The organism is Streptomyces sp. AC627_RSS907 (genome assembly GCF_019049165.1).
In genome coordinates this window covers 1-641 of record NZ_JAGMUE010000454.1, presented here as the reverse complement: position 1 = coordinate 641, position 641 = coordinate 1, and the positions used below count along the sequence as shown (strand labels likewise).

The following is a 641-nucleotide window of genomic DNA, read 5'->3' as shown; positions in this document are numbered from 1 at the left end:
GTCGGGTCTCATGCGCAACGCCTGCCGCACCAGGTCGCGCAACGTCACCAGGCCACGGCCCTCCTGGTTGGCGGGGCGCGTCTCGAGCCGTACGACGTGGGGGTGGTCAGGCCGCAGCTCCGCGGAATCCTCGGCCAGCACAATGCGCTCGCCCGGCCCCACCAGACCCAGCAGGGTGCTCAACAGGGTCGTCTTCCCCGACCCCGTGCCACCGCTGATGACGTACGAAAGCCGGGCGTCCAGGATCGCCCGGAGCAGCGCTTCCCCGCCGGGCGGCACCGTGCCCGCCGCCACCAGCTCGGCCAGCGTGAACGCCCGGGGGCGCACCACGCGCAGCGACAGGCACGTGCTCGCCACGGCGACCGGGGGCAGCACGGCGTGCAGCCGCGTGCCGTCCGGCAACCGGGCGTCCACCCAGGGCTTCGCGTCGTCGAGTCTGCGGCCGGCCACGGCCGCCAGTCGCTGCGCGAGTCTGCGCACGGCCGCCGCGTCGGCGAACTGGACTTCCGTGCGCTCCAACCCCGCACCTCGGTCGATCCAGACCTGGTCGGGCGCGGTGACCAATACGTCGGTGACGTCCGGGAGGGCGAGCAGCGGTTCGAGGGGGCCAGCGCCCACCAGCTCGGAGCGCAGGTCCCGCA

General features: G+C 74.1%; 1 protein-coding gene. It reads right to left on the bottom strand.

Translation table 11 applies throughout. The features are described 5' to 3' along the window. A partial coding sequence (locus KUM32_RS36430; protein WP_217146175.1) for an ATPase, T2SS/T4P/T4SS family occupies positions 1 to 641 on the bottom strand: 641 nt, incomplete at both ends.